The organism is Georgenia halophila (genome assembly GCF_039541595.1).
In genome coordinates this window covers 195,763-222,383 of the sequence record NZ_BAABGN010000011.1, presented here as the reverse complement: position 1 = coordinate 222,383, position 26,621 = coordinate 195,763, and the positions used below count along the sequence as shown (strand labels likewise).

23 protein-coding genes are annotated in these 26,621 nt (G+C 70.6%); 11 read left to right on the top strand and 12 right to left on the bottom strand.

Features of this window, described 5'->3' with window-relative positions:
• Nucleotides 1–3 precede the first annotated feature (3 nt).
• On the top strand, nucleotides 4–1,026 hold the full coding sequence (arsB, locus tag ABD907_RS12685) for an ACR3 family arsenite efflux transporter (RefSeq protein WP_425555767.1): 1,023 nt from the start codon (nucleotides 4–6) through the stop codon (nucleotides 1,024–1,026).
• Between the two features lie 38 nt (nucleotides 1,027–1,064).
• Here the strand turns inward: arsB and ABD907_RS12680 are convergent, their stop codons facing one another.
• The 6 genes from ABD907_RS12680 to ABD907_RS12655 all read right to left on the bottom strand — a co-directional run bounded on the left by ABD907_RS12680 (nucleotide 1,065) and on the right by ABD907_RS12655 (nucleotide 7,543).
• Entirely contained in the window at nucleotides 1,065–2,312 is a 1,248-nt protein-coding gene (locus tag ABD907_RS12680) for an MFS transporter (protein ID WP_345216619.1), read from the bottom strand.
• Between the two features lie 125 nt (nucleotides 2,313–2,437).
• On the bottom strand, nucleotides 2,438–3,895 hold the full coding sequence (locus ABD907_RS12675; protein ID WP_345216618.1) for a four-carbon acid sugar kinase family protein: 1,458 nt from the start codon (nucleotides 3,893–3,895) through the stop codon (nucleotides 2,438–2,440).
• 17 nt (nucleotides 3,896–3,912) lie between these two features.
• Nucleotides 3,913–4,839, bottom strand: coding sequence for a GntP family permease (locus ABD907_RS12670; RefSeq protein WP_345216617.1), 927 nt, complete (start codon nucleotides 4,837–4,839; stop codon nucleotides 3,913–3,915).
• Entirely contained in the window at nucleotides 4,800–5,297 is a 498-nt protein-coding gene (locus ABD907_RS12665) for a GntT/GntP/DsdX family permease (RefSeq protein ID WP_345216616.1), read from the bottom strand. Before ABD907_RS12665 ends, ABD907_RS12670 begins: the two co-directional genes overlap by 40 nt.
• A 129-nt stretch (nucleotides 5,298–5,426) precedes the next feature.
• Nucleotides 5,427–6,155 carry a FadR/GntR family transcriptional regulator gene (locus tag ABD907_RS12660; protein ID WP_345216615.1) on the bottom strand — a complete coding sequence of 243 codons (729 nt, stop codon included), beginning with the start codon at nucleotides 6,153–6,155 and terminating at the stop codon, nucleotides 5,427–5,429.
• A gap of 17 nt (nucleotides 6,156–6,172) precedes the next feature.
• Nucleotides 6,173–7,543, bottom strand: coding sequence for an NAD(P)H-dependent oxidoreductase (locus tag ABD907_RS12655; protein ID WP_345216614.1), 1,371 nt, complete (start codon nucleotides 7,541–7,543; stop codon nucleotides 6,173–6,175).
• 227 nt (nucleotides 7,544–7,770) lie between these two features.
• On the opposite strand from ABD907_RS12655, the gene ABD907_RS12650 reads away from it, so the two are divergent.
• The 3 genes from ABD907_RS12650 to ABD907_RS12640 all read left to right on the top strand — a co-directional run bounded on the left by ABD907_RS12650 (nucleotide 7,771) and on the right by ABD907_RS12640 (nucleotide 9,616).
• Nucleotides 7,771–8,457, top strand: a complete 687-nt coding sequence (locus tag ABD907_RS12650; protein WP_345216613.1) for an arsenate reductase/protein-tyrosine-phosphatase family protein — start codon at nucleotides 7,771–7,773, stop codon at nucleotides 8,455–8,457.
• Between the two features lie 62 nt (nucleotides 8,458–8,519).
• On the top strand, nucleotides 8,520–8,951 hold the full coding sequence (locus ABD907_RS12645; protein WP_345216612.1) for an arsenate reductase ArsC: 432 nt from the start codon (nucleotides 8,520–8,522) through the stop codon (nucleotides 8,949–8,951).
• Nucleotides 8,948–9,616: an arsenate-mycothiol transferase ArsC gene (locus ABD907_RS12640; protein ID WP_345216611.1), complete on the top strand. Its 669-nt coding sequence runs from the start codon at nucleotides 8,948–8,950 to the stop codon at nucleotides 9,614–9,616. Before ABD907_RS12645 ends, ABD907_RS12640 begins: the two co-directional genes overlap by 4 nt.
• 152 nt (nucleotides 9,617–9,768) lie before the next feature.
• Here the strand turns inward: ABD907_RS12640 and ABD907_RS12635 are convergent, their stop codons facing one another.
• On the bottom strand, nucleotides 9,769–14,751 hold the full coding sequence (locus tag ABD907_RS12635; protein ID WP_345216610.1) for an NAD-glutamate dehydrogenase: 4,983 nt from the start codon (nucleotides 14,749–14,751) through the stop codon (nucleotides 9,769–9,771).
• Nucleotides 14,752–14,890: 139 nt separating this feature from the next.
• Here ABD907_RS12635 and ABD907_RS12630 point away from each other — a divergent pair, with 139 nt between their 5' ends.
• Nucleotides 14,891–16,501: a hypothetical protein gene (locus tag ABD907_RS12630; protein ID WP_345216609.1), complete on the top strand. Its 1,611-nt coding sequence runs from the start codon at nucleotides 14,891–14,893 to the stop codon at nucleotides 16,499–16,501.
• On the opposite strand, the gene ABD907_RS12625 is transcribed toward ABD907_RS12630, so the two are convergent.
• The 3 genes from ABD907_RS12625 to ABD907_RS12615 are packed head-to-tail and all read right to left on the bottom strand — an operon-like array spanning nucleotide 16,491 to nucleotide 19,782.
• Nucleotides 16,491–18,143 (bottom strand): ABC transporter permease, encoded by a 1,653-nt coding sequence (locus ABD907_RS12625; protein WP_345216608.1) that lies wholly within the window; start codon nucleotides 18,141–18,143, stop codon nucleotides 16,491–16,493. The two genes, ABD907_RS12630 and ABD907_RS12625, sit on opposite strands and share 11 nt — an antisense overlap.
• Nucleotides 18,140–19,066 carry an ABC transporter ATP-binding protein gene (locus ABD907_RS12620; RefSeq protein WP_345216607.1) on the bottom strand — a complete coding sequence of 309 codons (927 nt, stop codon included), beginning with the start codon at nucleotides 19,064–19,066 and terminating at the stop codon, nucleotides 18,140–18,142. The genes ABD907_RS12625 and ABD907_RS12620 overlap by 4 nt, the downstream gene beginning before the upstream one ends.
• A gap of 8 nt (nucleotides 19,067–19,074) precedes the next feature.
• On the bottom strand, nucleotides 19,075–19,782 hold the full coding sequence (locus tag ABD907_RS12615) for a TetR/AcrR family transcriptional regulator (protein ID WP_345216606.1): 708 nt from the start codon (nucleotides 19,780–19,782) through the stop codon (nucleotides 19,075–19,077).
• A 223-nt stretch (nucleotides 19,783–20,005) separates the two neighbouring features.
• Between ABD907_RS12615 and ABD907_RS12610 the strand changes: the two genes are divergently transcribed.
• The 4 genes from ABD907_RS12610 (at nucleotide 20,006) to ABD907_RS12595 (ending at nucleotide 23,484) form a co-directional block, all read left to right on the top strand.
• Nucleotides 20,006–20,254 (top strand): hypothetical protein, encoded by a 249-nt coding sequence (locus ABD907_RS12610; protein WP_345216605.1) that lies wholly within the window; start codon nucleotides 20,006–20,008, stop codon nucleotides 20,252–20,254.
• Between the two features lie 52 nt (nucleotides 20,255–20,306).
• Complete coding sequence (locus tag ABD907_RS12605; RefSeq protein WP_345216604.1) at nucleotides 20,307–20,924, top strand: TetR/AcrR family transcriptional regulator; 618 nt, start codon at nucleotides 20,307–20,309, stop codon at nucleotides 20,922–20,924.
• Between the two features lie 72 nt (nucleotides 20,925–20,996).
• Nucleotides 20,997–22,580 carry an MDR family MFS transporter gene (locus ABD907_RS12600; RefSeq protein WP_345216603.1) on the top strand — a complete coding sequence of 528 codons (1,584 nt, stop codon included), beginning with the start codon at nucleotides 20,997–20,999 and terminating at the stop codon, nucleotides 22,578–22,580.
• 34 nt (nucleotides 22,581–22,614) lie between these two features.
• Entirely contained in the window at nucleotides 22,615–23,484 is an 870-nt protein-coding gene (locus tag ABD907_RS12595) for an EamA family transporter (protein WP_345216602.1), read from the top strand.
• Between the two features lie 10 nt (nucleotides 23,485–23,494).
• Here the strand turns inward: ABD907_RS12595 and ABD907_RS21280 are convergent, their stop codons facing one another.
• Nucleotides 23,495–23,626, bottom strand: a complete 132-nt coding sequence (locus ABD907_RS21280) for a hypothetical protein (protein WP_486334089.1) — start codon at nucleotides 23,624–23,626, stop codon at nucleotides 23,495–23,497.
• A gap of 280 nt (nucleotides 23,627–23,906) precedes the next feature.
• On the opposite strand from ABD907_RS21280, the gene ABD907_RS12585 reads away from it, so the two are divergent.
• Both ABD907_RS12585 and ABD907_RS12580 read left to right on the top strand, forming a co-directional pair.
• Nucleotides 23,907–24,254, top strand: coding sequence for a hypothetical protein (locus tag ABD907_RS12585; protein WP_345216601.1), 348 nt, complete (start codon nucleotides 23,907–23,909; stop codon nucleotides 24,252–24,254).
• Between the two features lie 129 nt (nucleotides 24,255–24,383).
• Nucleotides 24,384–25,034 carry a cysteine hydrolase family protein gene (locus ABD907_RS12580; RefSeq protein WP_345216600.1) on the top strand — a complete coding sequence of 217 codons (651 nt, stop codon included), beginning with the start codon at nucleotides 24,384–24,386 and terminating at the stop codon, nucleotides 25,032–25,034.
• A gap of 45 nt (nucleotides 25,035–25,079) precedes the next feature.
• Here ABD907_RS12580 and ABD907_RS12575 read toward each other — a convergent pair whose 3' ends face one another.
• On the bottom strand, nucleotides 25,080–26,621 hold the full coding sequence (locus ABD907_RS12575) for a Na+/H+ antiporter NhaC family protein (RefSeq protein ID WP_345216599.1): 1,542 nt from the start codon (nucleotides 26,619–26,621) through the stop codon (nucleotides 25,080–25,082).

Sequence of the window (26,621 nt, the reverse complement as noted above, 5' to 3'; positions counted from 1 at the left end):
CGCCTGTCCTCCCTCGACCGGTTCCTTCCGGTGTGGATCCTCGCGGCGATGGCCGTCGGGCTCGTGCTCGGCCGGTTCGTGCCCGGTCTCGCGGGGTGGCTCGACGCCGTCAGCGTGGGATCGATCTCGCTCCCGATCGCGCTCGGGCTGCTCGTGATGATGTACCCGGTGCTGGCGAAAGTCCGCTACGACGAGACCCGGCACGTCGCGAGCGACCGGCGGTTGATGATCAGCTCGCTGACGCTGAACTGGCTGGTCGGCCCGGCGCTGATGTTCGCGCTGGCGTGGCTGTTCCTGCCCGACCTGCCCGAGTACCGGACCGGGCTCATCATCGTCGGGCTCGCCCGTTGCATCGCCATGGTGATGATCTGGAACGACCTGGCCCGCGGGGACCGGGAGGCGGCCGCCGTGCTGGTGGCGCTCAACTCGGTGTTCCAGGTGTTCGCCTTCGCGGCCCTGGGTTGGTTCTACCTGCAGGTGCTGCCCGGCTGGCTCGGCCTGGAGACGACGACCGCGGAATTCTCCGTGTGGGCGATCGTGCTCAGCGTGCTCGTGTTCCTCGGCGTCCCGCTGCTCGCGGGGTACCTCACGCGAACGCTCGGCGAACGGGCCAAGGGGCGTAGCTGGTACGAGGATCGGTTCCTCCCCCGGCTGGGGCCGTGGGCGCTGTACGGCTTGTTGTTCACGATCGTGCTGCTCTTCGCGCTGCAGGGCGAGCAGATCGCCGCCCGGCCGTGGGACGTCGCCAGCATCGCGCTGCCGCTCGTCGTCTACTTCGCGATCACCTTCACGGTCGGCATGCTGCTCGGCAGGGCGCTGAACCTCGGGTACGCCCGCTCGACGACACTCGCGTTCACCGCCGCCGGCAACAACTTCGAGCTGGCGATCGCCGTCGCCATCGGCACGTTCGGCGTCATGTCGGGACAGGCACTCGCGGGTGTGGTGGGCCCGCTCATCGAGGTGCCGGTGCTGGTCGGGCTGGTGTACGTCGCCCTGGCCAGCCGGCGTCATTTCGCTCGCGCCTGACCCCGAGCTGCGGACCGGCTCAGCATCCGGCCAAGGCCCTACAGCGTCCGACGGCGCAGCACCGCCTCCTTGGGCACGCTCGCCGCCAGCATGAGCACGGCCGCGACCGCGATGGCCGCCAGCACCAGGTACATGGCGGCGTACCCGCCGAGCAGACCGGCCACGGTCGCCCCGACCCACGGGGCGAGCGCCGTCGCCAGCATGATCGGTGCGGTGAGGACGCCGGAGAGGCGCCCGTAGGCCCGCGGTCCCCACCGGTCCGTGACCGCCGTCGCCTGCAGCAGCGTCGCGATACCGCGCGCGACGCCGGCCCCGACCGCCACGGCGAGGAACCAGAACGCCTGGCCCGGGACCGTGGCGAAGGCCGCCGTGGTGACCGCGACGAGCCCGTAGATCACCAACGTCCGCGCGCGAACGCTCAGATGGCGGGTCAGCGCGCCGTAGCCGAGCCGGCCGGCGACCTGCCCGACGCCTCCGACACCCAGCGCGAGGGCCGCCACACCGGACGAGAGCCCGCGCTCGGTGATCAGCGGGACCAGGTTGATCAGTGCCGCGAAAATCGCCAGCGCGCCGACGGTCATGCCCGCCACGAGGAAGAGGAACGGCCGGCTCCGGGTGACCGCTCGCGCGTAGCCGCCGTCGGTATCGGCCCGATCGGAGTGCTGGTGGGCCTCGGAGGGCCACGGGCGGCGCAGCGCGACGGCGTGCAGCGGGATGGTCACGACGGCGAGCCCGCCGGCGAGGACGAGATAGACCTGCCGCCACCCCAGCTGGCCCGCGAGCGCCTCGGTGAGCGGCGCGAACACCGTGCTGGCCAGCCCTGCGACGAGGGTGACGGCGGTGAGCGCGGTCAGGCGACGCGGCCCGTACCAGCGGGTGAGAGCCGCGAAGGCGGGCGGATACAGCACTCCCGCCATGGCGACGCCGGCGAGCATCCACCCGAGGGCGAAGAGCGGCAGGGACGGCGCCAGGGCGATGAGTACCAGCGCGCCGGCGGACAGCACCGAACCGGCGGTCATCGGCAGACGTGGGCCGCGGCGGTCCAGCATCCGCCCCACCGGGACGCCGACCACGGCAGCCACCACGAGCGCCGCCGAGAAGGCGGCCATGATGGACTGCGTCGACCAGCCGGTCTCGTCGCTGATGCGCGGCGCCAGCACCGGGAACGCGTAGTACAGGACGCCCCAGCTGACGATCTCGGTGACGCAGAGCGCGACGAGGACGGTTCGCAGCGTCGGTCGCGCCCGGCCGGGCGAGCCGATGCCGCCTCCTGGCCCCCCGTCCATCACCGGCCCAACCTAGATCCTCGCGCGGCCGCGAACCACCATCCGACCGAGCTGCTCGAGCGTGAGCCCAGCCACCAGGTGACGATCCTCGGCGGCATCCGCGGCCGCGAGTCCGGCTTCTGCGGTCAGCCGGTGAGCTTGTCGACGACGTCGGCGAGGGAGTCCTCGTCACCGACGTTGCCGGCGAAGACGATGTAGGGGATGCCGCGAGCGGGTCCCTCGACCGGCTCCCAGAGGGAGACGATGCCGGACAGCATGGGGCCACGGACGACGGCGCGGGTGATGGACAGACCGCGGCTGGCGACATCGGAGGAGGTGATGCCACCCTTCGCGACGACGAATCGCGGCGGGACCTGCTCGAGGATGCGGCGCACGACGGCGACCACGGCGTCGGAGACGGTCCGGGCGATGTCCAGGGACGAGTCGGCGTCGTCGCCCGTGACCAGCGTGCGGGAGGTGCGCACGACGACGGTGTCTTCCGTCAGGGCCGTCACCGCTCGCCCGACGACCTCCGCGAGGTGCCGCTCACGCCGCTCCCCCAGCACCTCGGCCACGTCGATCTCGATCTCGGTGGGCCTGCGGCGTCCGCGGAGGGCGTCGAGCTGCCGGGTGGTCAGGCCGACATGGGAGCCGACCACGACGAGCCCGTGCGGCGCGACGGCGGCCCGGTCCGCGCCGTCGCGCAGCGCAGTGACGTCGCCTGCGGAGAGCGGGGCGCGGACGTCCTGACCGATGAAGGCCCGGCCGAAGGGCGGTCCCACGCGGTAGACGAACCGTCGCCCAGCCTGCTGGGCGTGCAGGATGCCGAGGGCGAGGAGGCGCAGGTCGGCCTCTTCGACGATGTCGACGACGACTGGCCGGGCGTCGCGCACACCGACTAGCACCTCGGCGATCGCCTCCGGCCCCCGGCGCACGACGTCGAGCGTCAGGGCGACGGCATCCTCGGCGCCCACCCGGCCGGCGGACTTCTCGGACACCCACTCGCGCAGGTCGGAGGAGGTGTATCCGAAGGAGGCGTCCCGCGCGAACTCGGTCTGGCCCACCGGGACGTAGCCGCGGGCTTCCGAGCCGGCGTAGTGGACGGAACCGACGGTGATGCGTCCGGCCTCGCCGAACGCGGGCACGACCAGCACGCCGTCGACACGGGCGCCCGTCTCCTCCGCGAGCGTGGCGGTCAGGACATCCGTCTCGAGCGGAAAGTGCCCGCGGAGGGTGGAGTCGGAGCGGGAGACGAAGTCGATCTCGACGCCGACGCGGGCGGCGGCGCGCAGCGCGTGGGTGGCCACCTCCCGATTACGCTCTTCGGCCGTCGCCGGATCGAGGCTGCGGGAGTTCGTCATGACGTAGACGGCCGGCGCGCCGGTGCCGAGGGCCCAGGCGAGGTCGTCCTCGCTCCAGCCGGTGAGCACGGGGAGGTCGGCGACGGACTGGGTGCCGGTGGGGTCGTCGTCGAGTACCACGAGGCGGCGGGCATCCGCGCCCCGGGCACGCAGGACATCCGCGGCGCTGACTGGCGGGGCATCGGGAATCCCGTCCAGCAGCTCGGCTCGCGTGCGGGTGCTGGTTCCTTCGTCGACGGGCATCGCGTGACTCCTTGAGGCTAGAAGATGAGATCGAGCAGCAGGCAGCTGGCGAGACCCACCAGCGACATGATGGATTGGGCAACCGTGTAGACCTGCACAGTGCCTCGGGTCGTCAGTCCGAGCATCTGCTTGAAGATCCAGAACGTGTTGTCCGTGACGTGGCCCCCGAAGCCTGCGCCGGTGCCCGCGGCGAGGAGAATCAGGATCACGGGGGCGTCGATGCTCGCCGCGATCGGGCCCACCAGGGCGGCGGCCGTGATCGCCGAGACGGATCCGGAGCCCTGTGCGAGCCGGAAGAGCGCCGCGATCAGCCACGTCAGGAGGATGGGCACCGATGCGTTGGTGGAGAACAGGGACTTGAGCATGTCGCCGACCCCGACCTCGGTGATGACCTGCCCCAGCGAGCCGGCGACACCGTTGAACAGGAGGATGGAGCCAGAGATCTGCGCGCCACGAGTGACGATGTCGTCGACCTTGTTGCGGCCCATCTGGGGCCAGACCATGACGATGCCGACGAGCAGTCCGATCATCAGGGCGACCACGGGCTCGCCGAGGAAGCCGACGATGCCACCGCCCGCCCCAGCCATGACAGTGATCGTTCGGGTGACGATGAGGACGAGCGGGATGATCACCGGCAGCATCGCGATCACCAGCGGGTACTGACCCGCCGTCCGCGTGCTCGCCGTGGCGCCTGTGTTGCCCTCTTCGTCCAGGACGCCGGCGGTTGTGGCCGCACTGCGTTCCTGATCACCGTTGCCGATGCTCGCGGTGTTGGATGCCTGCCGCGAATGCGCGCCGACCTCGGCACCGGGAGCGGTGCTCGCGTCCTCGATGTGTTCGACGTCCTTGGCGGGATTCCAGGTCCGCCCCATGACGAACGAGTGCACGGAGACGCTCACACAGATCAGAAAGATCGCGTAGGGAATGCCGACCGCAACCAGCATGCCGAGATCGATCGCCAGGGATGACGCCATGGCGAGGGCGGCGGCGCCCGGGACCACGAGGTGCAGGCCAACCTGTAGCCCGATGGCCAGAGCCCCCGCCAGGGNTCGAAGTAGATCGCCGGGAAGATGACGCCGGAGGACAGTCCCAGCACATACTTCGAGCCTCGTGGACCCACGACCTTGAGCAAGGCGTCGACGACGCGGACCATCGTGCCGTTGGCGGTCAGGATCGCGCCGATGAAGACGCCGAATCCGATGATGAGGCCGATCTCCGCCATCAGGTTGCCGAACCCGGTGCTGACAGCGGTGACGGTGTCCGAGAAGCCCAGGCCGCCCGCGACACCGAGATACAGAGCGCCGAAGACGAGCGAGATGACGGGATTGATCTTTCCGACGGCGATCAGACAGATGATGCCGACGACGGCGATCGCGAGATGCGCCAGTACTGCAGTATCCATGACGTTAAGTTCCTGTCTTCGGACGACGATGTGCGAATAACGAGATGCTGTGGGCGTGCGAAGTAGGCACGCCGGGAGAACCCGGCGCGGCGCCTCGGGAATGGGGGCCTCAGCTGAAGAAGCGGAGAGTTACTCGGCCACTCCGGAACGGAAGAAGTCGTTGATGTGGGCGATCACGAGTTCCGACGCCCGCTGTCCCTCGTGGTTGGCGATCGCCTCGAGGATCGCGCGGTGCTCGGACTTGACGGGTACGACACGTCCGCGCCAGTCGGGCAGGGCGTTGTACGCCTCGATCATCTGCGAGTGGATCGCATCGCGGATGATCGACATGAAATCCTGCGTGAGGGCGTTGTTCGCCGACCGTGCGATGAGCGCGTGGAACTCGACGTCGAGCCGGTTGAACTCGCGCACATCGATCTCCGGGTCCTCCATGGCGGTGAGGATCTCCTCGAGCTGCCCGATGCTCTGCCTGTCGGCCGAGGAGGCGGCCCGCAAGCAGCTCCAGGACTCGAGGGCGATCCGGGTCTCGATGATCTCGTCGTAGGAGTACTGGCCGAGGGCTAGCTGGAGCTCCAGGACACCACCCATCGAGCTACGGGCCGCGCTCGTGACGACGGCGCCGCCGTCCGGCCCCCCGCCGACGCGAATGTCGATGATGCCCTGGGACTCCAGGATGCGGAGGGCCTCCCGCAAGGAGGTTCGGGAGCAACCCAGCTGCTGAGCGAACTCGCGCTCGTTCGGCAGATGGGACCCGGGACCGAGCCGGCCGTCGAGGATTCGCTCACGGATCTGCTCGACCACCTGCTGGTACGTCCGACTCTTCGTGACGGAGCTCCACGCCGGGGCTGCCTCAGGCACGTCTTGTCCTCGTCGCGCTAGTGGGTAACGGTCGCTTCGGAGTCGTCGTCAGCCCTGAACTCCTTTTCTAGCTCGCGCCTAAGTTGCACGGCCTCGATCGACATGTCCAGCTCGACATCGTCCCACGTCACGGTGGCACCCTCGGCAACCGGCCGAACGACCTTCGCGCCCAGCGAGAGGCCGAGCGGCAGGGCCCCACGCGCGAGGGAGGTACGGGCCGGTGCGAGCTTGCCGAAGACCGTGTATCCGCCCTCCCCGTCGAGCACCTCGCCCGGGTGCACCGCTTTCTTCGTCGTGGTCACGACGTCGCCACGGAATCCGGTGGGATGTCCCGTGGGCTCTCGACGCAACACTGCAGAGGCGATGCTGACGCCGAGCTCGAGGCCGATCAGGTGGTACGGCCGGTAGAGCGAGCCGTATCGGCCGCTGTCGTCGGTGTGCAGACCGTACTCAGCGAAGCACTGCACCGCGTAGTCGGTGCGAGCCTCGAACGACACGTACACGCCCCAACGCAGGTGGTTGTCGATCTCAGTGCCGTCGCGCCTCATCGAGGAGGCGATCTCCACTGTGCCTCGGCGCGTCAGGACCCCGCCACGCTCCTTCTCGCGGAAGACGCCGGGGAGGTCGTCGATGCCTGCGGGCGGGAAGAAGAGGCCCTCCTCCTGGGGCTCCAGGCCCGTCCCGTTCGCGACTGCGGCCATCTCGATGGCGGACTTGGTGCCGTCGAGGAACGAATTGAACATCTTTGCGTTGAAGTCACCCGTCGCCAGCTGCTCGTCGGTAAAGCCGTAGTAGTTCCAGACGGTGTCGGGCGTCGAGCGGTTGTACTCGGGGAGGTACTTGGTGCCCTTGCCGGCGGCCACGACGTCGAAGCCCACGGTCCGGCACCAGTCGACCATCTCGCAGATCAGGGCCGGCTGGTCGCCGTAGGCCATGGCGTAGACCACTCCCGCGGCCTCCGCTCGGCGCTGCAGGAGCGGTCCGACCATGCTGTCCGCCTCGACGTTGACCATGACGACGTGCTTGCCGTTGCCGATCGCTCTGAGGGCGTGGTGGGTGCCGACCAGCGGGTTGCCGGTGACCTCGACGATGACCTCGACCGCCGGATGGTCGATGAGGTCGTCGCCCGACTCCAGAATGCAGGTGGTGCCCGACTTCGCTGCGGCGTCGAGGCTCTCGGCTGCGTAGCGGTCCTCGGTCCAGCCCGTGCGGGCCATGGCGCCCCGGGCCTTCGGAACGTCGAGGTCGGCGACCCCGACGACGTGGAAGCCGTCGGAGACCGCTGCCTGCGTCAGGAACATCGACGCGAACTTGCCGGCGCCGATGACGCCCACCCGGATGGGTCCGGCCGCATCCTTGCGTTCCTGCAGGAGGGAGAAGAGATTCACGGGTGGTTGCCTTCCTCGTCGTTGACGGCTGACGTTCAGAGCCGTTGGACCGATGGTCCGACCAATGGACCGAACGTATGCCGGTCGATGACGTTCCGTCAAACCCTGGGTTTGTTCAGCACGCCGGCACGGAAGATTCGTCGCGCGCCCTGGCCGACCGCCGTCCCGCAGACGGCCGGGGGCTGCGGGACTTGACCGAACGTATTGCTCCCATCATCATTACCTCAATGGCTACTGAGGTAACTACCGTCGAGCGGCGCGCGGGCCTGCACGCCGCGATGGCCGACGCCGGACGGCTGCGGGTGATCGACTCCCTCGCCCTGGGTGACGCCTCACCGTCGGAGCTCGGCGATGCGCTCGGCATGTCGTCGAACCTCCTCGCCCACCACATCAAGGTGCTTCAGCGGACGGGCCTTGTGGACCGGAGCCGCTCCGAGGGCGACGGGCGGCGCTCCTACCTCCGCCTGGTTCCCGAAGTGCTCGACCTGCTCACCGTCCCGGCCGCACGGGCGGCCTCGCGCGTGTTGTTCGTCTGCACCGCGAACTCGGCCCGCTCGCAGCTCGCCGCCGCGCTCTGGCGGCTCGCCAGCGAGGTGCCCGTCGCCTCGGCCGGCACGCATCCGGCGGACGCCGTCGCGCGGGGGGCGCTGGAGAGTGCCCGCCGCCGCGGTCTCGACCTGCCGGACACCTCCCCCAGACACGTCGCCGGGGTACGCGCCGAGGGTGACCTGGTGGTCACCGTCTGCGACCGCGCGCACGAGGAGCTCGACCTGCCCGTCGACGTCCACTGGTCCGTACCCGACCCCGCCCGCACCGCCGACCGGGCCGCCTTCGACGCCGCCCTCAGCGAGCTCGACCGCCGGGTCGGCAACCTCGCGCCCCGCGTCTCGCTGCCTGCCAACCCTGCCCGCTGAGAACCGGACCCGCCGACCCGCACGCCCACCGACCGACCGCTGACCGCCCAGGAGGAAGCCCGATGACCGCCAACGACAACCGCCCCAGCGTCATCTTCGTCTGCGTGCACAACGCCGGCCGCTCGCAGATGGCCGCCGGCTACATGACCGCGCTCTCCGGAGGGCGGGTCGAGGTCCGCTCGGCCGGCTCCATGCCGGCGGAACAGATCAACCCGGTCGCGGTCGAGGCGATGGCCGAGGAGAACATCGACATCACCGCCGAGAAGCCGAAGATCCTCACGCCCGACGACGTCCGCGCCTCCGACGTCGTCATCACCATGGGCTGCGGGGACGCCTGCCCGTTCTTCCCCGGCACGCGCTACGAGGACTGGGAGCTCGAGGACCCGGCGGGCAAGGACCTCGAGGCCGTGCGCCGCGTGCGCGACGACATCCGTGGCCGCGTCGAGGCCCTGCTCGCCGAGCTCGTGCCGGCCACGACCTCGGAGATGAGATGAGCACCGTGCCCGCTACCGGCCGCAAGAGCATGCCGGGCCTCGTCAACCCCCAGCACGAGCTCCACACGATCGCGGTCGAGCTCGCGGAACGGTTCTCCGGCGTGTTCGCCGAGGAGACCGTCGATCGGTACGTCTTCGAGTCCTACACCGCACTCGCCCGGACGGCGAAGATCACCTCGCACCTCCCGGCGCTCACGGCCAAGTTCGCGCGGGACCGCCTCACCGCGCTCGCCCAGTCCAAGGGCGCCGCCGCGCACAACGTGCCGGAGGTCTTGTTCGTCTGCGTCCAGAACGCGGGTCGCTCGCAGATGGCGGCAGCGCTCCTGGACCATCACGCCGCGGGCCGGGTGCACGTGCGCTCGGCCGGTTCCGCCCCGGGTGCCGGCATCCACGCCCAGGTGGTCGAGGCGATGGCGGAGATCGGCGTCGACCTGTCCCAGGAGTTCCCGAAGCCGCTGACCGATGACGTCGTCCGCGCGGCCGACGTCGTCATCACCATGGGTTGCGGCGACGCCTGCCCCATCTATCCGGGCAAGCGCTACGAGGACTGGCACGTGGACGATCCCGCCGGGACCACGCCCGCCGGTGCCCGCCTGGTCCGTGACCAGATCGACGCGCGGGTCCGTGAGCTCCTGGCGGAGCTGGTGCCTCCAGACCGGGCCTAGGTTGGCGCGTCGCGATCGCCGACGGCTCGTCGCACACAACCCTCCCGCCGAACAAGCCCTAGCTTGCCGTCCGAGTCGTCAGACGGGACCTGAGGGCTTGTTCGGCGGGGCGTGGGTTGCGGGCGGGGAAGTGGGCTGCCGGCGTAAACCCGCTAGCGCATGCCGGCGCGCAGAGCACGCAGCGCGACCGACAGCGGCGCGAGGTCGACGACGTCGAGGCGCGCCACCCCGTCGACGGCGGTCCGCGAGCGCTCGGTGAAGGCCTTGTGGTCCGCCGACCACCTGGCGAGCCGCTCGTCGGGGTTCAGCGCGTCGTCGGTCTCCTCGAGGACGGCGGCGGTGAGCTCGCCGAGCGCGGCGTAGAGGTCGTCGCGCAGCGCGGCGCGGGCGAGCGCGTCCCAGCGTGCCTCCCGCGGCAGCCCCTCCAAGCGGGTCAGCAGTACGTCGACGCCGAAGTGCTCCTCCGCGGCGGCGCGCACGGCGGCCACCTGCTCGAGCGGCCGGCCGGTGCGCTGCGCGAGCGCGACGACGTCGAGCACCACGTAGTGCTCCACCAGCGTGGCCGCGTGCCGGGCGAGGTCTTCCGGCACACCGGCCTCAACCATCGCGTCACGCCGCTCCTGCGCACCGGTGCGGGCGTCCCCGCGCAGCAGCTCCGGAACGGCCGGTACCAGCGACGCGACGGCGGGCTGGAGCCGCTCGATCTCGGCGGCGACGTCGATACCGTCGGGGTGGCGCTGGACGAGCCAGCGCACCGCGCGGTCGAGCAGGCGCCGGAACTCGAGGTACAGCATGGCCTGGGTGTCGGTGCCGACCACGTTGTCCAGGGACTCCACGGCCTCCACGAACTCGGAGATGCCGAAGATCTCCCGGGCCACCACGAACGCGCGCGCCACCTGGGCCGGGTCGGCACCGGTCTCCTCCATCGCGCGGTAGACGAACGTGGTGCCACCGCGGTTGACCACCGAGTTCGCCACGCGGGTGGCGATGATCTCGCGACGCAGCCGGTGGCGGTCCATGGCGGGGGTGAACCGGTCGCGGAGCACGTCGGGGAAGTACCCGTGGAGTTCGCGTGCGAACCAGGGCTGGTCGGGCAGGTCGGAGCTCAGCAGCTCATCCTTCAGGGAGAGCTTGGCGTAGGCGACGAGGACGGCGAACTCCGGCGAGGTCAGGCCGCCGCCGGTCTCCGCCCGGCGCGCGAGCTCGGCGTCATCGGGGAGGAATTCCAGGCTCCGGTCGAGGCCGCCGTGATCCTCCAGCCAGTGCATCAGCCGCTCGTGGGCGCCGAGCATCCGGTGCTGGACCGTACGGGCGTTGCCGAGCAGGACACTTTGCTCGTAGTTCTGCCGCAGCACGCGCGCGGCGACGTCCTCGGTAAGGGACTCGAGCAGCTCGTCACGGGCCTCCGGAGCCAGCTCGCCCGAGGCGGTCGCCTCCGACAGCAGGATCTTGATGTTGACCTCGTGGTCCGAGGAGTCCACGCCGGCGGAGTTGTCGATGGCGTCGGTGTTGAGCCGGACACCGTTCATCGCGGCCTCGATGCGCCCGAGCTGGCTCAGGCCCAGGTTGCCGCCCTCACCCACGACGCGGCACCGCAGCTCGTCACCGTCCACCCGGACGGCGTCGTTGGCCCGGTCCCCGATGTCCTCGTCGCTCTCGGTCGAGGCCTTGACGTAAGTGCCGATGCCACCGTTCCAGAACAGGTCGACCGGGGCGCGCAAGATCGCCCGGATGAGCTCGGCGGGCGTGAGGTTGTCGATCTCGTCGACCAGGCCGAGCCGCTCGCGCACCTGCGCGCTCACGGGCACCGACTTGGCCGTACGCGGGTAGACCCCACCGCCGGCGCTGATCAGGGACGTGTCGTAGTCCGCCCACGTGGACCGCGGCATGTCGAACAGGCGTCGCCGCTCGGCGAAGGTGATCGCGGGGTCCGGATCGGGGTCCAGGAAGATGTGGCGGTGGTCGAACGCCGCCACCAGCCGGATGTGCTCGGACAGGAGCATCCCGTTGCCGAACACGTCTCCGGACATGTCGCCGACCCCGGCGGCCGTGAACCCCTCGCTCTGGGTGTCCAGACCCAGCTCGCGGAAGTGTCGCTTCACGGCCTCCCACGCGCCGCGGGCCGTGATGCCCATCTCCTTGTGGTCGTACCCGGAGGAGCCGCCGGAGGCGAACGCGTCGTCGAGCCAGTAGTCGTAGTCGCGGGCGACGGCGTTCGCGACGTCGGAGAACGCCGCCGTGCCCTTGTCGGCCGCCACGACGAGGTAAGGGTCGTCGTCGTCGTGCCGCACGACCCCGGCAGGCGGGACCACCTCACCGCCGACGATGTTGTCGGTGACGTCGAGCAGGGAGGAGACGAACAGGCGGTACGCCTGCTTGCCGGTCGCCTGCCAGGCGTCGCGGTGGCTCGGGTCGGGCAGGTACTTCGGGACGAACCCGCCCTTCGCACCGACCGGGATGATGATGGCGTTCTTGACCACCTGCGCCTTGACCAGGCCCAAGACCTCCGTGCGGAAGTCCTCGCGCCGGTCCGACCACCGCAGCCCGCCGCGGGCCACCGGGCCGAAACGCAGGTGCACGCCCTCGACGTCGCGCCCGTAGACCCAGACCTCCGCCCACGGCCGAGGCTCCGGCAGCATCGGGAGCCGGCTGGGGTCGAACTTCAGCGCCACGGTGGGCCGGTACGGTTGCTCGCCCGTCCCGCTCACGGCCGAGGCCTCGGCCCGTGGCTCGTCGATCGGTCCGGGCGGCAGGTAGTAGCTGGTGCGCACGGTGGCCCGAATGACGGCGAGCAGCGCACGGATGATGCGGTCCTGGTCGAGCGAGGCGACGTCCTCCAGCCCGGAGGTGATGCGCTCGACGATGTCCTGCTCGGCGGCCTCGCGTTCCTCGCCGGCGTGCGCGCCGAGCGGCCCGTGCGGGTCGAACCGGGTCTCGAAGAGCTGCACGAGCAGGCGGGCGAGCTGCGGGTTCTCCCGCATCGTGTTCTCGACGTACTCGCGGGAGAAGATCGACCCGGTCTGCCGCAGGTAGGCGGCCACGGCACGAAGGATGACGACCTGACGCCACGTCAGGCCGGCGAGGAGGACGAGCGCGTTGAACCCGTCGGCCTCGGCCTGCCGGTTCCAGACCGCGAGGAACGCCTCCTCGAGCCGCGACCGTACGTCGTCGGGGTCGCCCTCCCAGGCGCTGACGGACGGTGCCCGCAGGCCGAAGTCGTAGATGTAGGCGCGTGCGTCATCGCCGTCTCCGAGGGTGTGCGGGCGCTCGTCCACCACCTCCAGGCCGAGGCCGGAGAAGATCGGCAGGACGGCGGACAGCGGCAGGTCGCCGTGCCGGTAGAGCTTGAGCCGTCGTTCCTCGGGGCTCACCGCGCGGCCGACCGCCCGCTCCGGCCGGTACAGGTGCAACCCGAGCGCGTTCGGCCATCCGGCACCGTCGGCGTCGTCGGCGTCGGGCGCGTCGGGCGCGTCGTCCGCCCGGGGCAGCGCGTCGATGTGCCGGAGGTCGTCGACGGCCTCGTCGAGCGTGAAGTCCTCCTTGTAGCCGCCCGGGAAGGTGAATCGGTCCACCAGGGCGGGGCCGTCGTCGCCGAGCCGTGCGCGGGCGGCCTCGGCGAGCTCCTCCTCCCAGGTGCGGACGGCGGCGACGACGAGGCGCTCGAGCTCATCGGCGTCGGCGTCGGGCGCGGTGGCGCCCGGGGCGACGCGGACGACGACGTGCACCTGCGCGAGCGGGGACTCCGTGACGATCTCGTTGGTCTGCGCGCTCTCGCCGTCGAGCGCCTCGGACAGCAGCGCCTCCACACGGCGTTGCACGGACGCCGAGTAGTGGTCGCGCGGGATGTAGATCAGGCACGACGTGAAACGTTCGTAGTCGTCCTTGCGCACGAACAGCCGGGTCCGGGGCCGGACCCGCAGGTGCACGACGGCGCTCACCACCTCGGTGATGTGCTCGACGTCGTCCTGGAACAGCTCGCTGCGCGGGTAGGCCTTGAGGACGGCGAGCAGGTCCTTGCCGAGGTGGCTCTGCCGCGCGAAGCCGGTGCGTTCGAAGACCTGGGCGACCTTGTCGGAGACGAACGGGACCTCGGTCACCGGGGCGGAGTAGGCGCTCGGCGTGAACAGGCCGAGGAACCGCTGCTCGCCCGTGACCTCGCCGTTCTCGTCGAAGATCTTGACGCCGACGTAGTCGAGGTGGCGGGAGCGGTGGACGGTCGAGACCGAGTTCGCCTTGGTGACGATGACCAGCCGTGGCTCGGCCGCCTTGCGGGCGACGGCGGGCGGCAGCGCCGTCGAGGCCGGCCCGTCGCCGCGGAGGATGCCCAGACCCGAGTCCGGGACGACGCCGAGGCTCGCCTCGTCCGGCCCGTCGCCCCGCAGTAGCCGGTACTCGCGGTAGCCGAGGAAGACGAAGTGGCCGCCGACCAGCCAGTCGAGGAGCTGGCGGGCCTGCTGGATCTCGTCGGTGTCGACGCCGGAGGGCGGGTCCTGCAGCAGCAGCGCCGAGATGTCGCGGGCGCGGGCCTCCATGCCGGGGAAGTCCTCGACGGCGGCGCGCACGTCGGCGAGGACCCGGCGGAGGCGGTCGGTCAGCTCCGGCAGGCGCTCGTCGGGGACGGCGCCGACCTGGACGTGGATCCAGGACTCACGCACGAGGTCGCCCTGCGTCCGGCCGCCGACCACGGCGGCGGTGGCGCGTCCACGCACGATCTCCGTCAGGGTGCCGTGGTCGTCGCGTCGCACGGCCGGCTGGGGGTGGACGAGGAGGCGGACGGTCATTCCCTGCCGGCCGAGCTCGTTCAGTACCGAGTCGACGAGGAACGGCATGTCGTCGGTGACGATCTCGACGACGGTGCGGCCGGTGGACCAACCATGCTCCGCCGTCGTGGGGGTGAAGGCGTCGACGACCGCCTCGCCGGGCTGGCGGACGTCGGCGGAGGCGCGGTGCGCGACGGCGGCGCCGAGGAGGTCACGGGGCTCCTGGGCGAGCAGGTCCTCGGTGAGGACGTCGTGGTAATAGCCCTCGAGGAGCTCCTCGGCCTGAAGTTCCGGCGGCGCGCCGGACAGGGTCTCCGCCGTCGCGGCCGCTCGGTGAAGCACCTCGCTCCGGGCGGCCTCGAGGGTGGTGGACATCCTGGTACGGCACCTCCGGTGTGGCTTCGGCCGGCTCGTCCCAGCCACCTTCGACCCTATCCGTCGGCGGCCCGATTCTCAGCCGCGCCACACCACCAGGTCGCCGCCCGCCGGCAACGGGCTCCCTATACTCCGCACGATGGCGGACACGGGCCGGCACGCGACCCTGCGGCCACCGGCGAAGGCGCGGGGGGCACGGCGCGCGGTGCGCCGTTCCCGGCTGCGCTTCACCGCCGGACAGGTGACCTGCCACAACCTGGCGGGCATGCGCGGGACCCGGACGTTCGACGTCGTGGGGCTGGTCGACGACCCGGTCGACGTGGCACCGCGGGTGGTCGAGGACGGGCTCACCGAGGTGAGCGGCAGCAGGTTCTTCGACACGGCCGAGAGCGAGGCCGGCACCCTCGGGCTGCTGCTGCGCGAGCATCCACCGGTCTACCTGTATCTGGCTGACTGGTGGCCCGGAAAGTTGACCGAGCGCGACGCGCGCCATGTGCGCCGGGCCGTTGCTCGGCGGGTCGGCCTGCCGCTGGCCAGCAGCTCGACCTGGCCCACCGAAGGCGGTCGAAGATGGCGTCCCGAGGGCACCCGCGACACCCTCGGCCGCTCGATCGTCCGGGTGGGCGGCGTCCTCGCCGGCCTGCTGCTCGTCGCCCCGCTGCTGGGTGCGGCCCTCATCGATATCTTCGACGTCGAGCCACCGCGATGGGTGCTGGTCGGCTCCGTGGCGGCGTCGATGCTGACATGTCTCGCGACCGCCCTGGGCGCGCACGCACTTCGGTTCGTCCGCCTGCTCCGCGAAGGCGAGCCCGAGGTCGACACGGTGGTGCGCCCCTCGCCCGGCGAGCCGGTCACTCGCCGGTTCCTTCGGCGAGCCCGGATCTTTCGCTGCGACGACGAGATCGGGTTGCGCACGGACACCGGCGAGGAGCTGTGGCTGGGCGGCGGGGACGACGACCTCGGCGTGCGTGGGGCAGAGCTCGCTCCGGACCTCCAGATCTCCGGGCCACCGCGGGACCGGGTATACCTCCTCGGTCACGACAACCAGATCCTTGCCGAGCTCGACCCCGTCGAGTGGTTCGGAAGCGCGGAACCGGCCGTGGTCGGTGCCATCCTCGCACCTCTGGGGATCGTGACCTCTCCCGAGCGCCGGACCAAACGCCGGCGCGGGCTCGGACACCTGTTGCGTGACAGCCGAGGCACCGGTCGCGACGACTCGCTCAGGTACGCCGGCTTGGCCGGGCCGAGCTCCTTCGCGATCTGGACGCTGCCGCTCATGGTCTTGCTGACGGCCGTCCTGGATGGCGGCGACATCGACGAGTCGGAGCCCTTCAGCCTGGCGCTCGTCGCGGCCGCAGCGACCGTCGCCATCACCGTGGTGCCGGCACTCGTACGGGGCCTGGTGAGCCACAGATGGCTCAACCGGGACGTGACAGCGAGCGGCGTCCCCACCGATGAGCGGCGGCGGTCGGAGACTTGGCGCGCGCCGGCCGTCTCGCTCGGGCCGATGCTGGTGGTCAACATCGGCGCGGTGCTCGGGGCCGTGGTGCCGGCCGGTCTGGCGCTCTTCGCGATCGTTGTGCCGATGATGCTGATACCGGGCGTCGCCGAGCTCGTCGACGGCGGGAGCGTGCTGGTGATGATCCCCGTCGTGATCGTCGTCTTCGTCGTCGTGGGCTACGTCTATTTCCGCTCGATGCGGTTCATCGGGAAGCGGCTGCAAGGCTTACTGGACAGGCTCAGCTCGTGACGTCCCGGCGGCGGAAGCCCACGAAGCCGGCGGCCACCAGTGCGGCGGCCACGCCGCTCATCACGAGCAGCGGCGCCGCGTCGTAATCCTCGTTCGGCACGAGCGGGACGTGGTGGAACGGCGAGACGGCCCTCGCCCACTCGGGCAGGTCGAGCAGGTCGCCGAAGTACATCGCGAAGAACGCCCACACCACGAGGATCCACGCCAAGCCGGCGGCGCGCGGTACGAGCCCGTACAGCGCCACCGCGACCGCCGCCGTCAGGGCGACGGCCGGAAGATAGCTGAGGGCGGCGAGGGCGGCGCGCCAGACCCACGTGCCGTCGCCGGTGGCGGCGGCCACGCCCAGCCCGACGGACAGGCCGAACACGGCCGTGCTGATCACCGCCTGGGTCGCGACGGTGGCGAGCCAACCGCCGAGCAGCCCCGGACGCGAGCTCCCGGTCACCGCGAGCGCCTCCACCCGCCCCTCGGACTCCTCGGAGCGGAGCCGGAGGACGCCGGCCACGGCGAGCGCGGCCGCCGGGAGGACCATGAGCGCGACGATGAACGCCGTGAAGCCGGTGGTGAGGTCCTCGAGCAGGTCGCCGCTGATGAAGCCGCCCATCTCCGGGACCTGGTCGATCATGTCCTCCAGGGAGTTCGCAAGGGCGCCGAAGGCGACGGAGAACAGCGCGAGGCCGATCGTCCACGCCAGGAACCCCGTCTCGAGCAGGCGCCGAGCGAGTCCGGCCGGCGTCCGAAGGGCAGGCTTCGCCGTCGCCGGTCCGGGACTGGGCGGGCGCAGCCCGGCGCCGAGATCCCGGCGCTGCGACAGCGCGACGGCGACCACCAGCAGGGCCGCTGTGGCCACGGCGGTGAGCGCGAGCGGCCACCAGCGCAGGTCGACGTAGAGCCGGGTCTGCTGGCCCCAGGCGAGCGGCGAGAACCAGGACAGCCAGGAGCCGCCGGTCTCCATCACGTCGCCGATGCCGCGTACCAGGAAGGCGACGGCCAGGACACCGAGCGCGGCCCCGGAGGCGGCCCGCGCGTGCTCGGTCAGCTGCGCCGTCACGGCGGCGACCGCGCCGAACAGCAGGCCGGTCAGCGCCGAGGCGAGCGCCATGGCCAGCGAGCTCGCCGTCTCCATGCCGGTGCCCACGAGGCCGAGCGCGATGCCGACGCCCACCGCGAGGTTGGCGAGCGCGACCGTGACGAGCGTGGCGGTCGGTGCGGCGTACCTGCCGACGGGCAGGGCGCGCAGGATCTCCATGCGCCCGGACTCCTCCTCCGCGCGGGTGTGCCGGATGGCGATGAGCACGCTCATGATCGCGGTGGACAGGAAGAGATAGAGGGAGAGCTCGTTCGCCACCATGGCGCCGAAGGTGTAGTTGTCCATGCCGAACGCCGGGCCGGTCATCATCACGGCGGACGGGTTCTCCAGGAGCTCGGCGCGCGCCTGGAGCGCCTCGGGGCCCGCGTACGCGGCATCGAGGGCGTCGACGGAACCGGCCGTGAGGAGCCCGACGGCGAGTGTCCAGATCACGATGCGGAGCCGGTCGAGGCGCAGGAAGACCCGCAGCAGCGCGCCGGTCGATGCCCACGGCTGGCTGCCGGAGGTGCCCTCGTGCACCGGCCGGTCCGGGGCCTGGGTCGCTGCGGTCATCGGGCCGGCACCCCCTCGGTCGTGGAGATCTCGTCGCCGTAGTGGCGCATGAAGAGCTCCTCGAGCGACGGCGGTGCGATGGTGAGGTTCTCGACGCCGGTGTCCGCCAGCACCCGCAGCACCTCGTTGACCGCGGTGTTGTCGACGTCGAAGCGCACACGGCCGTCGTCGGTGGTCAGGTCGTGCACGCCGGACGCCGTCTCGAGGCGGGCCAGACCGTCGGAGCCGGGCGTCGTCGTCGCCGTGACGGTGGAGCGAGTGAGGTGGCGCAGGGAGGCGAGGGTGCCGGACTCGACGTCGCGTCCGGCCCGGATGATCGTCACGGTGTCGCAGAGCTTCTCCACCTCCGCGAGGATGTGGCTGGAGAGCAGGACCGTGCGGCCCTCGTAGCGCAGCCGGCGCACCTCCTGGGTGAAGACCGCCTCCATCAGCGGGTCGAGGCCCGAGGTGGGCTCGTCAAGGAGGTAGAGCTCGGCGTCGACGGCGAGCGCGGCCACGAGTGCGACCTTCTGCCGGTTGCCCTTGGAGTAGGTGCGCGCCTTCTTGGTCGGGTCGAGCTCGAACCGTTCGAGCAGCTCCCTGCGCCGTTCCGGCCGGGCACCGCCGTGGATCCGGGTGAGGATGTCGATCGCCTCGCCGCCGGTGAGGTTCGGCCACAGGCTCGTGTCTCCGGCGACGTAGGCGATGCGTCCGTGGATCTGGACCGCGTCGCTCCACGGGTCGAGGCCGAGCACGTGCGAGCTGCCGGAGTCCGCCTGGAGCATGCCGAGCAGGACGCGGATCGCGGTGGACTTCCCGGCTCCGTTCGGTCCGAGGAAGCCGGCGACCTGGCCGGTCTCGACGGCCATGGAGAAGCCGTCGAGCGCCTTGGTGGCGCCGAACGTCTTGGTGAGGTCTCGGGCTTCGATCGCGTAGGTGGCCATGGTTCTCCTCAGAGCTGGTGCGATTCCTTGTCGGCCGCTGCGGCATCGTCGCGGGCCGCTGCGCCGCCACCGCCGTGGCCGCTGCCGTGGGCGGCGAGATAGGTGTCGAGCAGGCTGGAGTCGGTCAGGAGCGGCTCGGTGTAGAGCTCCAGCGCGGGCAGCGAGATGCGATCGGTGGTCTCGCGCAGCCACCGGGGCAGGTCGTCGAGGTCGATGTCCGGTCCGAGGCGGGAGAAGCGGAACATCATGGCGCCGATGGCCATCTCGGACAGCAGCTCCGCACGGCCCTCCGGGTCGCGGCTGGGGCGGATGTTGCCCGCCTCTTCGGCGGCGCGGAGGTAGGTCTTGAGATCGTCGACGAAGTGGTCGATGAAGCGATCGGCGAGGGACCCGCCGGCCTGCAGCGCCCGGATGGCGTAGCCGACCAGCGGCGCATACCCCTCGACCTGGGCGATCTGGGCGAGGAGCGCCGAGGGCGCGGACGGGCCGACGAGCACCGAGGACTTCGCGTCCCGGATCTGGGTGAGGACATGGTCGTCGCAGGCCTGCCGCAGGCCGGCCCGAGACCCGAAGTGGTGCACGATCAGGCCTGCGCTCACACCGGCGTCGGCCGCGATCGCCCGCAACGACGCCGACATCCCGTCCCGGGCGAACCGCCGGATCGCGGCGTCACGAATCCGCGCGCGGGTAGTTCTATCCTCGGTGACTGAACGCACGTTCAGTACCTTACACGCTTGTTCAATCCGCAACCAGAGGCCCGGCCGGGCAATTCTCGGCGCGTCGGCCCGGCGGCGCTGATCTCGGCGCGTCGGCCCGGCCGCCCCTGTTCGACTGGGGCGTGGTGCGGAAAGCGAAGGCATAACCTTCGAGACATCAGCCGTTGATGCGTCGTGCGCTGCGCTCGCCGACATCGCACGTGTGTTCGAGTACGATCCAGGCATGGCTATCGACCAGGTGCCGCTGCGGGAGCAGGCGTACAGCCTGGGGCCCGCGCAGTACGGGCAACCCGTGCACCAGCCTGACGAGGCGTTGGCGGTCAGCGCCTGGATCCAGACCCGCACCGGCCACCACCTGGTCGAGGGCGTGGCCGTCGCCTGGACACCGAAGGCCGCGCGCATCCGATACACCGACGACCACGGCCGGGAGGGGTACGCCTGGGTCTGGGCGAGCGCGGTAGTGCGACGCTGATCACACCCTTTGCACCCTGGTGCAAACCTGCACTCAGTGCAAGACTATCCCGGTGCCCGATACGAGTACCGCTGCACCCGACCAGGAGGTCGGTCTTCGCGAGCGCCAGAAGCGCGCTCGCCGCGACGCGCTGATCGACGCTGCGCACGATCTCGTGGAGGCCCACGGCCTCGAGAACGTCAGCGTCGAGGCGATCTGCGCCGAGGCCGGCGTCTCCCGGCGCACGTTCTTCAACTACTTCGCCTCCAAGGACGACGCCATCCTGGCGATTCAGCCGTGGGAGATCGACCCGACGGTCGCCCGGACGTTCACCGAGGGCGGGCCCACCGGCCGGCTCGGCACGGACATCGAGCACCTCGTGCGCCACCTCGTGGACCGTCCGCCGCTCGGCCGCCGGCGCATCGCCCGTGCGATCGAGCTCGCCCGGCGGGAGCCGGGACTCGGGGGTCGCCAGCTCGCCGCGTTCGAGGAGCACCGGTTGCAGCTCATGGCGCTCGCCACCCAGCGCCTCGACGACGAGAGCACCACCGCAGACGTGGAGCTCCTGGCTATGACGATCATGACCGTCACGCACGGGGCGTTCGTCCGCTGGGAGACCAGCGACCAGCAGGGCGAGGTCGCCGCCCACGTCGGCCCCGTCGTCGCCAACCTTCGCGAGGTCCTGGCCTGACCGTGCCGTGACCCAACGCCAAGACCCGGCAACGGCGCCGAAAGCAGTCCGCAACTGATCGAAGGACCTCACATGGCCACGCAACCGAACGCCGCCGCGCCGGCCGACGCCGCCCCCGTCGTGCTCAACAAGAAGCTGGTCTGGACCATCTTCGCCGCACTGATGGCGAGCATGTTCCTCGCCTCGCTCGACCAGTCGATCGTCGGCACCGCGCTGCCGACCATCGTCGGCGAGCTCAACGGCGTCGAGCACCAGGCGTGGGTGGTGACCGCCTACATACTCGGTGTCTCGATCGTCATGCCGCTCTACGGCAAGTTCGGCGACCTGTTCGGCCGCCGCATCCCGTTCCTGGTGGCGATCGCCGTCTTCACCATCGCCTCGGCCGGCGCCGGCTTCACCGACAGCTTCGGCCAGCTCGTCTTCTGGCGCGGCATGCAGGGCCTCGGCGGCGGCGGTCTGATGATCCTGTCCCAGGCGATCATCGCGGACATCGTCCCGGCGCGGGAGCGCGGGAAGTACATGGGCCCGATGGGGGCGCTGTTCGGCATCTCGGCCGTGCTCGGCCCGCTGCTGGGCGGCCTGTTCACCGACCACGCCGACTGGCGCTGGTGCTTCTGGATCAACATCCCGGTCGGCGTCGGCGCCTTCGTCGCGGCGTTCTTCGCCCTGAAGCTCCCGAGCCACCGCTCGCGCCGGCCCGTCGACCTGCTCGGCATCCTCACGATGGCGGTCGGCACCTGCGGCCTGGTCCTGACGACCAGCTGGACCTCGCTGTCCGGCGAGGCCGGCTACGACTGGTCCGACACCCGCCTCATCGGCCTCGTGGCGGTGACCATCGCCGCCATCGTGGCGTTCGTCGTCGTCGAGCTTCGCGCCGAGGAGCCGCTCATCCCGCTTCGGCTGTTCAAGAACCGGACCTTCCTCATCGCCACATCGATCGGCTTCGTCATCGGGATGGGCATGTTCGCGGCACTGAGCTTCCTGCCCACCTTCCTGCAGATGTCGACCGGAGCGGGCGTGACCGAGTCCGGCCTGCTGATGATCCCGATGATGGCGGGCATGATGCTCACCGCGATCGGCTCCGGCGCCCTGATCACCAAGACCGGCCACTACCGCCAGTACCCGATCATCGGCATGGCCGTCGCCACGCTGGCGGTGATCTGGCTGACCCGGTTGACGGGGGAGACCTCGACGTTCGTGTTCGGCCTGATGATCTTCACCCTCGGCGTGGGGCTCGGGCTGGTCATGCAGCCCGTGGTGCTAGCGGTGCAGAACGCCGTGGACCCGCGCGAGATCGGCACGGCGACGTCGAGCAACAACTTCTTCCGCGAGATCGGCGCCTCTCTGGGTGTCGCGCTCTTCGGCACCATCTTCACCGGTCGGCTCACGGACCGCCTCACGGACGTCTTCGCCGGCGTGCCTGCGGGCGCCGCCGAGACGGGCGCGGAGTCGATCACGCCGGAGGCGGTCGGCGAGCTGCCCGAGCCACTCAAGGAGGGGGTCATCACCGCCTACGCCGACGCCCTCGCCCCGGCGTTCTGGTACCTGGTCCCGCTGCTGCTGCTCGGCCTGGTGCTCGCGCTGTTCATGCGTGAGGTCAAGCTCGGTAACGAGGCCGGCATGGTGGCGCGCGGCGAGGCCGTCATGGCCGACTGAACGCCGCTCACCTCACACCACATAGCCTGGCCCGGTGGCGCCTCGTCTGTCAGCACGCTCGCTCCTGCGGGCCCCGGTGGTGCTGGTCATCGTGGGAATCTGCTCGGTCCAGTTCGGCGCCGGTATCGCCAAGACGCTCTTCGACGAGGCATCCCCCACCACGCTGGTCTGGCTCCGGCTGGCCTTCTCCACGCTGATCCTGCTCGCTGTCGTACGTCCCCGGCTCCGCGGCCGCAGCCGCGCCGACTGGCTCGTGGTCATCGGTTTCGGTCTCGCGCTCGGGTCGATGAACTGGGCGATCTACCAGTCCTTCGCCCGCATCCCCATCGGCATCGCGGTCACCATCGAGTTCGTCGGGCCGCTGTCCATCGCGCTGTTCAGCTCCCGCCGCCCGCGGGACCTGCTCTGGGTGCTGCTCGCCGCGACCGGCGTGCTGCTGCTCGGTCTGAGCCCGGGCGACATCACTGCGGCCGGCGTCGGCTTCGCCCTGCTGGCCGGCGCCGCGTGGGCGTGCTACATCCTGTTGAGCAAGTCCACCGGAGCACGCTGGCAGGGCCTCGACGGGCTCGCGATGGCTTCCCTGGTCGCCACCCTGGCGATCGCACCGATCCAGCTGTCCGGGCACGCCGGGGAGCTGATGTCGGGCCACCTGCTGGCCGTCGGAGCACTCGTAGGGCTCATGAGTTCGGTGATCCCCTACAGCGCCGAGCTGGTTGCGCTCCGATCTCTTCGCCCGGGGACCTTCGGGATCTTGATGAGCCTGGAGCCCGCCTTCGCCGCACTAGCGGGATTCGTGATCGTCTCGGAGAACCTCAGCCTGGCGCAGTGGGCAGCACTGGCGTGCGTGGTGATCGCCAGCGTCGGCGTCACCCGACGGAACCCGCCGGCGCCGGCGCCCAACTGAGGACGTACTCTCAGGTCCGTCCCGCCAGCACGTCGAGGAAATCCGCGACGAAACCGGCAGGGGCCGCCTGCGGGTCCTGGTGCTTGGCGAGGTGGCCCGCCAGCTTGAGGTCGATGACGCCGTAGGCGATGGCTCGGACCATGTCGGCGAGACGGGCCGGGTCCCAGCGGGCAGTCCGCCCCGGCCCTGCTCGGCCACGACGGCTGCCATCAGCTGTTCCCAGGCCGCCGCGGCCGCGGGGCCCGAGCCCGTCGGCCGCCGTCGCCCAGGATCCATACACCAGGCGGAACCGGGCGGGATGTGCGAGGGCGTGGTCGAGGTCGTCCGGCCATTCTAGAAGTGGTTGACGTCGTCAACTCGGCACCTAGGTTGAGGACGCCAACCGTGCCGGAGGGCTGAGCACCCACGAAAGGGAGATACCGGTGATCGATAGCACGCAGGTCGACATGGCCGGGGCCGAACGGACCGCACGGTGGCCGAACGGAGTCCTGGCTTCTGCGCTCGTTCTCGGCACGGTGGCGTTCGCGGCACGACGTGCGACGAGCCCACCCGACGTTCCGCCGTCGTACAGCGGGCCTCGACCGGTCACCAGCGGCGACGGGTACGTCCCGGCCACCCACAGCGTATTCATCGACGCGACGCCGGAGAAGGTGTGGGTGTGGAACGCGGCGCCCGACCGCACGCTCGAAGAGCTGGTCCATTTCGGGACTGCGACGCTCGCGACCATGCGTGACAGAATCGAGGACCACGTCCGGCGCGTGGATCACTAGGCTCTTCGCGTGCTGTCCCCGGCGACACCGTCAGGTTCGACGAGGCCCCGCCACCGTTGTGCCAGGCGGCGTCCGCCAGGGCACACGCTACGTTGGGTCGTAGGCTCGGCAGGAAGGACGGAACCGAGAATGGCCGACTACGTCAGCCCCGACTGGAGCCGGGCCGCGCTCGTCGTGGTCGATGTCCAGAACGACTTTCTCGATGACGGCGCCGCCGCCATCCCCGGCACGACCGACGTGTTGCCGGCCATCGCTGCCCTGACCCAGGTCTTCCGCGAGGCGGGCCGCCCGATCGCGCACGTCGTCCGCCTCTACGAGCCGGGCGGCTCCGACGTCGACCTCCCTCGCCGAGACTCGATCGAGCGCGGTGCCCGCGTGGTCGCTCCGGGGACGGCCGGGTCACAGATCCCCCATCCGCTGCTGCCCGCGCCGGTCGACCTGAACGTCGAGATCCTCCGAAGCGGACGGCCTCAGGTGCTGCGGGACCGGGAGATCGTCGTCATGAAGCCGCGGTGGAGCGCCTTCTATCGAACTCCCCTCGAATCCTGGCTCCACGACCACGACTGCGACACCGTCGTCGTCGCCGGCTGCAACCTTCCGAACTGTCCACGCGCGACCCTGTTCGACGCCAGTGAACGAGACTTCCGCGCCGCGCTCGTCAGTGACGCCGTCTCCCAGACCAGCGCGGAGCGGTTGTCGGACCTCGAGCGCATCGGTGTGCGGACTCTGACCGCGAGCGCACTCAGCACGGAGCTCTCGACGATCCGGACCGGTCACTGAGGTCAGCGGTACGGACCAAGTCACCGCGAGCTGCGCAACGCGTGCTCAGGTGCTTGCCGACCCGGCCGGCGCCGTGCGTTCCTGCAGCCGTGGCGTTCGCGCCCGGAGGAACACGACCGCGACCGCTAGCGCTGCCAGCGCGACAGCGAGGCCGGCGAGGGTGTTTCTGGTGAGCCCGAGGACTACGAACCCGGCGAGCGACGAGAGCCCGCAGATGAAGGCGTACGGCAGCTGGGTCGTCACGTGCTCGATCACCTGGATACCGGATCCGATGGACGACAGGATTGTGGTGTCGGACAGCGGAGAGGTGTGGTCGCCGAAGATCGCCCCGGCGAGGACGGCGCCGAACGCCGGGATGAGGAACGTCATGTCTGTACTGGCGACGATCTGGGCCGCGATCGGCAGGATGAGACCGAAGGTCCCGAACGTGCTGCCCATCGAGAACGACACGAAGGCGGCCAGGACGAACAGCATCGCCGGGAGCAGCGCGAGGGCGACGTCACCGGTGATGAAGCTCGCCACGTATTCACCGATGCCGAGTCCGGAGATGATCTCGGCCGTCACCCAGGCCAGGAAGACGACCACGACGGCCACCCACATCGACCCGGCACCGAACCAAGCGGCACGGCCGACCTGGCGGGCCGGCGTGCGCTTGGCGAGCAGCATCGCCCCCGCGATGACGCACGCGAGGAGACCGCTGTAGAAGAGGGCCAGGATGACGTCGGTGTTCGCGAGGACGTTCATCGGCGTAATCGGGCCGTTCGTCCGGGAGACGCCGATCCACACCGCGAAAACGATCGTGATGAGGACCAGGGCGATGACCGGCGTCAGGAGGTCGCGGGGACGGCCGTCGTCGCGCTGCGGGAGCTCGCGGCCGGTTTCTCCCGGCACCTTTCCGCGGGTCTCGTCCCAGAGGACCCCCTCGGAGGCCGCCCGCTCCTCGTGGCGACGCATCGGGCCGAAGTTGATGCCGAGCACCGCGACGGCGATCGCGAACAGGAGCGCGGTGATCGCATAGAAGTTCGCCGGGACGCTGAACAGGTAACCCTCGTACCCGGTGTACTCGGAGATGTCGTTGTCCTCGAAGATGCCGGTCATCGTCGCCGCGATGAACGCCGCCCAGCCGGAGATCGGAACCAGGATGATCACAGGTGCGGCCGTCGAGTCGACGAGGTAGGCGAGTTTGGCCCGGGAGATGCGGCGCTGGTCCGTCACCGATCGGCTCACGTTCCCGCCGACGAGACTGGAGAAGGCGTCGTCGAAGAAGAGGATCATGCCCACGACGACCGGCACCAGCCGCGCCTGGCGCCGGGCGCGCACCCGGCGGGTCACCCACTCCGCGAACGCCCCGGTTCCGCCCGCGATGTAGATGAATGACGTCAGCACGCCAAGGAGGAAGACGAAGAGCGAGATGTACATCTCCTCGGCGATCGCGCCGTCGGCGATGACGAGCCCACTGACGACCTCGAAGATCAGCTCGGCGGCGCCGGTGACGCTCCAGCCCGTGGACATGAGCGAGCCGAGGACGATGCCGATGAGGAGCGCGATGATGATCCGCTTTGTGACGATCGCCAGGCCGATCGTCAC